Source organism: Streptomyces anatolicus (genome assembly GCF_019400875.1).
Classification (GTDB): domain Bacteria; phylum Actinomycetota; class Actinomycetes; order Streptomycetales; family Streptomycetaceae; genus Streptomyces; species Streptomyces anatolicus.
Window position 1 is genome coordinate 1 of sequence record NZ_WMBF01000235.1, and the last position, 9,619, is coordinate 9,619.

The 9,619-nt window shown below is 75.0% G+C and carries 1 protein-coding gene; it reads left to right on the forward strand.

All coding sequences use genetic code 11. The features are described from left to right. Positions 1-9,619, forward strand: a 9,619-nt coding sequence (locus tag GKQ77_RS20250; protein WP_219690338.1) for a hybrid non-ribosomal peptide synthetase/type I polyketide synthase, incomplete at both ends; no start/stop codon positions are given.

Genomic DNA, 9,619 nt, shown 5'->3' on the forward strand with positions numbered 1-9,619 from the left:
GTCCCGCACCCGGCGGCGGTCATCGGCATGTCCTGCCGGTTCCCCGGCGCGAGCACACCGGAAGAGTTCTGGGACCTGCTCGCCGCCGGCCGCGACGCCGTCACGCCCGTGCCACCGGACCGGTGGGCCAAGGGCGGCGCCGACGGCCGCTGGGGCGGCTTCCTCGACGACGTCACCACTTTCGACGCCGCCCACTTCGGCATCGGTGACGAGGAGGCCCGCACCCTCGATCCGCAGGCGCGGATCTTTCTCGAACTCGCCCACGAGGCGCTGGAAAGGGCCGGTTACGCGGGGCCTCGCCGACGCGGTCTGCGGGTCGGCGTCTTCGCCGCCGTCGGTGACAGCGGCTACCGGCAGCTCCTCGCCGATGCCCGCCCCGCCGGGACTCCGCCCGCCGCGACGGCCCTGACCGGGAACCTGCCCAATCTCGTGGCCGCCCGCGTCGCCCACTGCCTCGATCTCGACGGCCCGGCACTCGCCGTGGACACAGCGTGCTCCTCGGGTCTGGTGGCCCTGCATCTCGCCCGGCGCAGCCTCGCGGACGGCGAGTGCGACATCGCCGTCGTCGGCGGAGTCAATCTGCACCTCACACCGGCCGCGCACGAGGCCCTTGAGGCCGCGCGGGCCCTGTCACCCACCGGCCGAAGCCGCGCCTTCAGCACCGCCGCCGACGGGTTCGTGCCCGGTGAGGGCGGGGCTGCCCTCGTCCTGCGGCGCCTGGCGGAGGCCCGGCGTGACGACGACGTCCTGGCCGTCGTACGCGGCACCGCCGTCAACAACGACGGCACCTCGCTGAGCCTGATGGCACCCAATCCGCCGCGCCAGCACGAGGTGATCAGCCAGGCGTACGAGGCCTGCGGCGTGGACCCCGCGTCGGTGACGTACGTGGAGGCGCACGGGACGGGCACGGCCGTGGGCGACCCCAGCGAACTGCGGGCTCTCTCGCGGGCGTTCCCGCCCCGGCCGGACGGCGGCCCCCGGCTGCTCGGCTCGGTGAAGACGAACATCGGGCACCTGTTGAACGCGGCCGCACTGCCGTCTCTGGTGAAGGTGGTGCTGGCCCTCGGGCGCGGCCGTCTGCCCGCGTCCCTCCACCACACCTCCCCCTCGCCCGCGGTCGAGGAGTCGGGGTTCGCCCTGGTCGGTGAGGTGACCGCGTGGGACGCGCCCGGCCCGCGCAGGGCGGGCGTCAACTCCTTCGGCTTCGGCGGCACCAACGCGCACGCGGTCCTGGAAGAGGCGCCGCCCTCCCCGCCGCCCGCGCCCGCTCCCCAGGGCTTGGCCGGGCCGAGACTGCTGACCCTGTCCGCCGGTAGCGCCGCCGGTCTGGGCGCCTGGACGACACGGCTGGCCGAGCACCTGCGGGATCACCCGGAGTTCGATGAGGGTGACGTATGCCTGACGGCGGCCACGGCCCGGGACGAGGCGCCGCACCGGCTCGCCCTGGTGGCCGACGGCGACCTCCGCGAACGGCTCGTCGCGGCGGCGGCCCCGGGCGGCTCCCGGGAGCCGGGGGTGTTCGCGGGGGTGGTGGCGCACCGGCCGCGTACCGTCTTCGTCTTCCCCGGCCAGGGCGTGCTCGGGCCAAATATTGGCCGGGAGCTGTACGCGACGGCGCCGGTCTACCGCGAGACGCTCGATGAGGCCTCGGCCCTGCTCGGTGCGGTCAAGGGAAGGGAGTTGACGGCCTGGTGCGTGGGCGCGGACGTGTCCGGGGCCGTAGACGTGGAACCTTCCGCGCTGTCCGCGACGGAGGTGGCGCAGCCGCTGCTGGTCGCTCATGGCGTGGCGCTCGCCCGCCAGCTGATGGCGTGGGGTGTACGCCCCGACGCGCTGGTGGGCCACAGTGTCGGCGAGATCGCGGCCGCGTGTGTCAGTGGGGCTCTCTCCCTGTCCGAGGCGGTGGTTTTCGCGGCCGAACGCGGGCGTCTCATGGGCGAGTTGACCGAACCGGGAGCAATGCTCGCCGTGCGGGGAGCCGATGAGGAGGACATCGCCGAACTGGTGGGAGCGGCGCCCGGCGAACTGGCGGTGGCCGCGTACAACGCCCCTGGCCGGGTCGTCCTGTCCGGCAGCCTCGGAGCGGTCCGGCGGGCGGCCGGGAAGCTTTCCGGACAAGGGGCGGTGGTACGCCCGTTGCGGGTGACGCGGGCCTTCCACTCGCCGCTGATGGCGCCGGCCGCACGGGCTCTCACCGACGCGGCGCACGCTCTGGGCACCGGGGCTTGCGACCTCCCCGTGATGAGCACGCTCACCGCGGCGTGGCAGCCCCGGCTGGACGGGGACCATCTGCGCGAACACGCCCTGCGCCCGGTGCTGTTCGGGCCCGCCGTGGCACGGCTGACCGAGGACGGCTACGACACGTTCGTGGAACTCGGACCGGGCACGAGCCTGGCGGGTTCGATCCGCGCGATCGCGGCGGGGCTGCGGGGTGCCGGGAAGCAGAGGGATGCGGCAGGGCAACGGGGTGCTGAGGAGATCGGGGTACTCGTCGTATCCGCGCCCGGAGAGGTGGACCGGGGGCCGACCCGGGAGGCCGCCCGTGCCCAGGCCGGTCGGGGCGTATCTGTGGGCGGCGCCAAGGAGTTGCTGGAGGCCGTGGCCTGTCTCTGGGTGCGGGGCGTGTCCCTGGGCCGTGCGGGGCTGGACGCCGGCCATCGGCGCGTGCCCCTGCCGCCGTACCCCTTTCAGCGCCGCCGCCACTGGCCCGCGGCGCCCGGGCTCCTGCACCGCGTCACCTGGCGGGAGGCTCCGCTGGACGACTGCGGCGCCGTGGGGCCCGTGCTGGTGACCGGCTCGGACATTATCGGGGTGCGCGCGCTCGCCCAACAGCTCGCCGAGCAGGGCGTGGAGGCGGCCACCGCACCCGGTGCCGCCCGCCCCCGCACAGTGATCCTGCTGGCCGGGCCCGCCACCCACGACGGCGCCAACGACGATGAGGACACCGCCGAGGCCGTGGCTCGGTCGCAGCGGCGGTCCCTCACGGCGTTCCGGCAGGCGCTCGCGCTGCTCGACGGCTCCGGGGCCCGCCGTCTGCTGGTCATGACGGAGGACGCGCACGTCACCGGGTACGGCTCCGAGCATCCGGACCCGGCGCAGGCCATCCCCGGGGCGCTGGCCCTGGCCGTGCCTCCGGAGACCCCCGGGACGGTGGCCAACTGGGTCGACCTCTCCTCCGCCGACGCCCCCGGGCAACGGCTGCGGGCCGTACTCGCCGAGGTCTCGGCCCCGCAGGCCGAGGGGGCGGTCGCCTGGCGGGGCGGGCGGCGGCTGATACGGGCCGCCGTAACCGCCGTGCCAGGAGCGGCGGAGGACGCGGACGTTCCCGACGGAGGCGAGCGGCTGCCTGCCGAGGGGGCGTTCCTGATCACCGGTGGCGGCGGAGGCATCGGCTCCGCGCTGGCCCGGCAACTCGCCGCCCGCGGGCGCCCCGTGGTCATCCTCGCGGGCCGCTCCCCGCGACCGCCCGAGGGCCTCATCGAGGAACTCACGGCGCTCGGTGCCGACGCCCGCTACCACCCGGCCGACCTCGCGGCCCGCGAGGACGTCGAGCACCTGGTCGCCGCGCTGCCCCCGCTGGACGCGGTCTTCCACGCGGCGGGGGTGCTGCGGCCCGGCAGCCTGCGCGCGACGGACGTACCGGACGCGCTGGACGCGATGACGGCGAAAACGCTCGGCACCGTGCTGCTGTCGGAGGCACTGCGCCGCCACGGTCAGCGCCCCGGCGTGTGCGTCGCGTTCTCCTCCGTGTCGTCGGTCCTGCCCGGACTCGCCGGGGCGCTGGGCGCCTACGCGGCCGCCAACGCCTTCCTGGACTCCTTCGCCGCGGCCGAGCGCCAGGCGGGCCGACCGTGGCTCTCGGTGAACTTCGGGCCGTTCGCGGGGCCGGGGCTGGCCACCGCGTTCGGCACGCTGCGGGCGACCGGCGGCCGTCCGCTGCCGACCGCGCCCGCGCTGGCCGCGCTGCGGTCGGCGTGCGGCATGGACGCGGCCCAGCTGGTGCTCGCCGATCTGACGCTCCCGCAGGACACGGCGTCCGTCGGTCCCGCCGCCGCGAAGGTCGCGCAGGAGACAGCTCCCCTCAAGGGCGTACAGGACACCACCGGCACTCCCGCCCTCCTCCGGACCCTTCTCGCGCAATCGCTGGGCGTACCGCTCTCGGCCGTCGACGACGACACCCCCTTCCTGACGCTGGGGCTCGACTCGCTGGGCGCCGTCGACCTCGTCAAGCGGCTGGAGCGTCAGGTGGGGCGCCCCTTGCCCACCACGCTCTTCTTCGAGTACCGGACCGTGCGCGAACTGGCCGCCCACCTCGACGCGGCCGACCGGCCGGAAGCCGCCCCCGACACCGGGGAACGAGCACCGAGTTCCGGCGGGCCGGCCGAAGGCACGCCGTTCGCGCTCACCCCCGTACAGCGGGCCCTGTACACGAGTAGTCGCCTGCATCCGGACATCCCGGCCCGCGGACATCTGCGGCTGACGCTGGGCGGCCCGCTGGACACCGACGTACTGGGAAGGGCGCTGACCGCCCTCATGGAACGGCACGGCATGCTGCGGATGCGGGTCGACGACACCGGGGCTCGGCCGATGCAGCGGGTGGTGCCCGCGGTACCGCTGTCGGATTGGTACGAAGTGCGCGAGGGCGCTCCCGGGAGCGTGGCCGACGCCGAGTCCGCCCTGTGCGACCAGCCCTTCGACCTGGCCGTGCGGCCGCCGGTGCGGGCCGTGGTGATCCGGGAGGCCCCGGACCTCGCGCACCTGCTCCTGGTGGTCCACCACGTGGCGGCGGACGGGTACAGCCTGAACGTCCTGGCCGAGGAGTTGTGGATCCTGTACGCCGCCATGTGGCGCGGAGGGCGTCCGGTGCTCGCCGGGCCGGTGCCGACATTCGCCTCCTATGCCGCGGCGAGCGCCCGGCCGCCCGGCTCCCCCGCGCCGGACAGCGACCGCCGGTATTGGACCGAGCGGCTGGCCGCGCGGGGCGAACCACTGCGGCTGCCCTACGACGGCGAGCCGGACGCTCCCCCGCAAGGCCCGCTCGCGCGGCTCTACGGCGTGCTCGACGCGACGCTCACCTCCGGCCTGGAGCGGCTGGCCGCCGCGCACGACGTGTCCCTCTTCCATCTGCTGCTCGCCGCCTACGTGCGCTGCCTCGCGCGGTGGGCGGGGCGCGCGGATGTCGCCGTGAACGTGGCACGCGCCCGGCGCGACATACGGCTCGACGGCATGGACCGGCTCGTCGGCCCGCTCGCCGACACCTTGCCCCTGCTCTGCGAGACGATCGCCGACGAGCCGATCACGGCGCTGGCGCGGCGGCTGCGCGAGGAGTGGCTGGAGAGCGAGCGGCACGCCAGGGTGAGCAGTCTCGACCTGGCCGGGCTGCTGCCCGGCGCCGAGGGCGGCCTGCGCACAGTGAGCCCGGCGGGCTTCAGCTTCGCCCGCTTCCCGGCCCGCCCAGCGGCCGATTGCCCGGTGAGCGTACGGGCGACCGGGGCCGGGACCGGTTCGGCCACGACCCGGCTGTCCCTGCTCGCCTGGGCGGACGGCCCCGTGCTGCGCCTTTCGTGGAACTTCCCGTCGCGGCTGTTCCGGGGCGAGACCGTGGCGCGTCTGGACCGGGAGTACCGGGGGGAGTTGGCGGCGCTGTGTGCGCCGGGCGCGGGCCGGGGGCTGGTGGCACGGCTCCTTGACCAGTTCCGTGCCACACCCCACGCGACCGCCGTCGACCAGGCGGGAAAGACCCTGACATACGAGGCCCTGGACCGCGCCTCCCGCCTGCTCGCCGCACGCCTGCGCGAACTCGGCGCGGGTCCGGGCCGCTTGATCGGGCTGCTCACCGAGCCCGGCCCGGAGACCGTGATCGGCGTGGTCGGCATCCTGCGTGCCGGGGCGGGCTGGGTCCCACTGGACGCGGCCCATCCCCCCGCCCGGCTGGCGGACCAGCTGACCCGCACCGGCGCCACGACAGTGGTGTGTCATGCGTCGACGCGGCACATCGTCGATGCGCTAAAGGGCGTACGTGCACTGTCTCTTGACGGGCAGTCAGCCACAGGATCGGAGGACAGGACACCGCCCCTCACCCCCGAGGCGAAGGCTTCGGCGGAGTCGATCGCCTACGTCATCTTCACCTCCGGTTCCACGGGTCGCCCCAAGGCGGTTCCGATCACCCACCGGTCCATGGAGAACTACCTAGACTGGGCCCTCACCACCTTCGGCTACGACGCCGGGGACCGGCTGGCGCAGACGGCCTCCCCGTGCTTCGACGCGTCCGTGCGGCAGTTGCTCGCGCCCCTCATGGTCGGCGCCACCGTGGTGAGCGTGGAGCGGGGCCTCCTGCGCGACCCGGAGCTGCTGCTCGCGTACATGGAGCGGATGCGGGTCACCGTGTGGAGCTCCGTACCGACACTGTGGGAGCAGCTGCTCTCGGCCGCCGAGGAGCGGGTGCGGCGCGGGTCGGGGCGGCCGGACCTGACGGCGCTCCGCTGGGTCCACGTCGGCGGCGAGGCGCTGCCCGCCGAGCACGTGCGCCGGTGGTACGACCTGTTCGACGGCGAGGACGGCATCCCGGGGCAGCGGCCCCGCATCGCCAACCTGTACGGGCCGACCGAGGCCACCATCAACGCCACGTGCCACCTCATCGACGCCCGCCCCGCCGACGACGTACAGCGACTGCCGATCGGGCGGCCCGTCGCCGGTACCGACCTGGAGGTGGTCGCCCCCGACGGCACCCCGTGCGGTCCGCACGAATCCGGTGAACTGCTCATCGCGGGGGTTGGTCTGACGCCCGGTTACCTGGGCGATCCCGAGCTGACCGAGCGGGCGTTCGTCGTACGCGAGGGGCGCCGCTGGTATCGCAGCGGCGACCGGGTGCGGCGCGGCGCGGACGGCGTACTGGAGTTCCTGGGGCGCCTCGACGACCAGGTGAAGATCCGCGGGAACCGTGTGGAGCCGGGCGAGGTGGAGGGGGCGCTCCAGACACACCCCGGCATCGCGCGGGCCGCTGTGGTCGCGAGGGAGGGGCGGCTGCTGGCGTTCATCACCGCCCGGCCCGGTTCGGCGCCGCCGGACCCTCGGGAGGCGCGCCGTCACGTCGCGCAGGCCCTGCCCCCGTACATGGTCCCCGCGCGGATCTCGCTCGTCGACGCGCTGCCGCTGAACGGCACGGGCAAGGTCGACCGCCGCGCGCTGGGCGAGCTTGCCGACGGTCCGGCGGAGAGTGCCGAACGGGTCCTTCAAGGGGTCGCTACGACTGCGGCAAGGACGAGCAAAGGCCGCACTCCCCCGGCGACGGCGACCGAGCGGCGGCTGGCGGCGATCTGGGCCGAGTTGCTGGAGGCGGGCCCGGTCCACCGGGAGGATGACTTCTTCGATCTCGGCGGCGATTCGCTGCTGATCCTCCAGGTGTTCGCCCGGCTCGGCGAGACGTCCGGCCCGCTGCCGAGGCCGACCGCGATATACGACCACCGCACCCTGGCCGCGCTGGCCTCGGCGGTGGACGCGGAAGGCGGGGAGGGGAGCGCGGAGCCGCGCGGCCGAGCCGGGGCCGAGGGCGGCGCGCGCCCGGCCGGGGAGGGCCACGTGGAGCACGCAGGCCCCTTCCCCCTCACGCCGGGCCAGCGCGGCTTCCTGCTCGCCGAGGCGATCGCGCCGGGCCACGGGAGCTGGCTGGCGCGGCTGCGGCTGTCCGGGCCGCTGGATCCTGAGCTGTTCCAGGCGGCGGTGGACCAGCTGGTCGAACGGCACGGCATGCTGCGTACGGTCTTCCCCTCCGGCGTCCGGCCGCCCGTACAGCAGGAGTTGCCGCGCTCGCTGCGGCTGCCGGTCGTCTTCGAGACGGTCGCGGACCGAGGTGCCGTGGACGAGCGGGTCTCGGCCGAGAGGGAGCGGCGCCTGGAGCCGTGGGCCTGGCCCCTGCTGCGGCTTCGCGTCCTTACCCTTGACCCGTACGAGCACGTCCTGCTCGTACACGCGCACCATCTCATCGGCGACGGATACAGCGCCGCGCTGCTCATGCGGGAACTCACCGCGGTGTACGGCCAGTTGGCCGCCGGACACCCCGCCGAACTGCCGCCACCCCGGGCGACCTTCCGCGATCACGCCCTGCTGACGGCACAGGCGCCGCCCGGCACCGCGCCGGACGAGGCCGGACACCGGGCGCGGCTGGAGGAGCCTTACCACCCGCCGGTGCTGCGTGCCGACGACGGCGAGGGTGAGGTCGGCGGCGTACGCGAGGTGGGCAGCGGTGTACGTGAGGCCGTGTCGTTCCACTCGGCGCGGTTCGTGCTCGACGCGGGCCGGACAGCGGCGGTGCGGGCGCTGGCGGCGGAGGCGGGGGCGACGCTGTACGCGCCTCTTCTGACCGCCTACTACCACCAGTTGCAGGCGGTGACCGGCCGGGCGGACCTGGTCGTCGGGCTCGCGGTGAGCGGTCGGGACCGTCCGCTGCCCGACGTGGACCGGATCTTCGGCCCGTTCGCCGCCGCCGTGCCGGTACGGCCCTCCGCCGTACCGGAAGACTTCGGCGACGCCCTGCGCCAGCTCGTGAAGGAGGCCCAGGCGGCCCGCACCCACGAGAGCGTCGTGCCGCGCCGCGCCGACGGGCTGCCGCTGACGTCGCAGTTCTTCTTCACGTTCCTGGACTTCTCCGCGCTGACCGCCGCGAACGGCCCCGCGCCGACCGCTTCGCACGCCCCCGCGTTGGCGGTCTCCTGGGACGACGCGGACAGCGCGTTCGCCCCGCCGTCGGCCGCGACGGACGTGTTCATGGCGGTGCGGCCCGACGGGGACGGGCTGCGCGTGACGGTGAGGGGGGCCGCGGAGGCCTTCACAGCGCCCGGACTTGACGGCTTCGTACACGCGCTCCGGGACCGCCTCGCGCGGGCCGCCGACTCCGGGCGCGCCGAGCGGCCGCAGGGGGCGGCCGGGACGCGGGCGGCGCACAAGACCCGGGCGGCGCGCGGGACGATGGACGCGGCGCTGGTCGGTTACCTGCCCGCCCCGGATCATCTGGCCCGGCTCGCGGGTCTGCCCGAGGGTGCGCTGCTGCGGGCCGAACTGCGCGGGATGCTGTTCCCGGACGGCGCGCCGCGCCTGCTGGAGACAGTGGGGACACCGCTGGGCCGGTCGGGTTTCGTGTGCGTGCCGCTGTTCGCCGACGAACTCGCCAGCGAGCAGGGGCTCGTCGGGCACACCGCCCGGGCGGTGTCGCTGGCCTCGTCGTACGGCGCCCGGTGTGTCTCGCTGGCGGGGATGATCCCCTCGTTGAGCGGATACGGGTACGACGTGCTGCGGGCCGTCGAAGGCACCGCCGCCGTCACGACCGGGCACGCGGTGACGGTCGTGTCGGTGGTCAGGACGGTGCAGGCGGCGCTCGACGCCACCGGTCAGGACCTCGCGGACCTCGATGTCGCGTTCGTGGGTCTTGGCTCCATCGGCGCCAGTTCGCTGGAGCTGCTGCTCTCGTCGGCGGCACGGCCGCCGCGCCGCCTGCTGCTGTGCGACGTACGCGGCAGCGCGCCGCGTCTGACGCTGCTGGCGCGCAGGCTGCGGGAGCGGGGTCTGGTGGGCGAGGTCGAGGTACTGGAGTCGCGGCCGGGGCTGCCGGACGCGGTGTACGGGG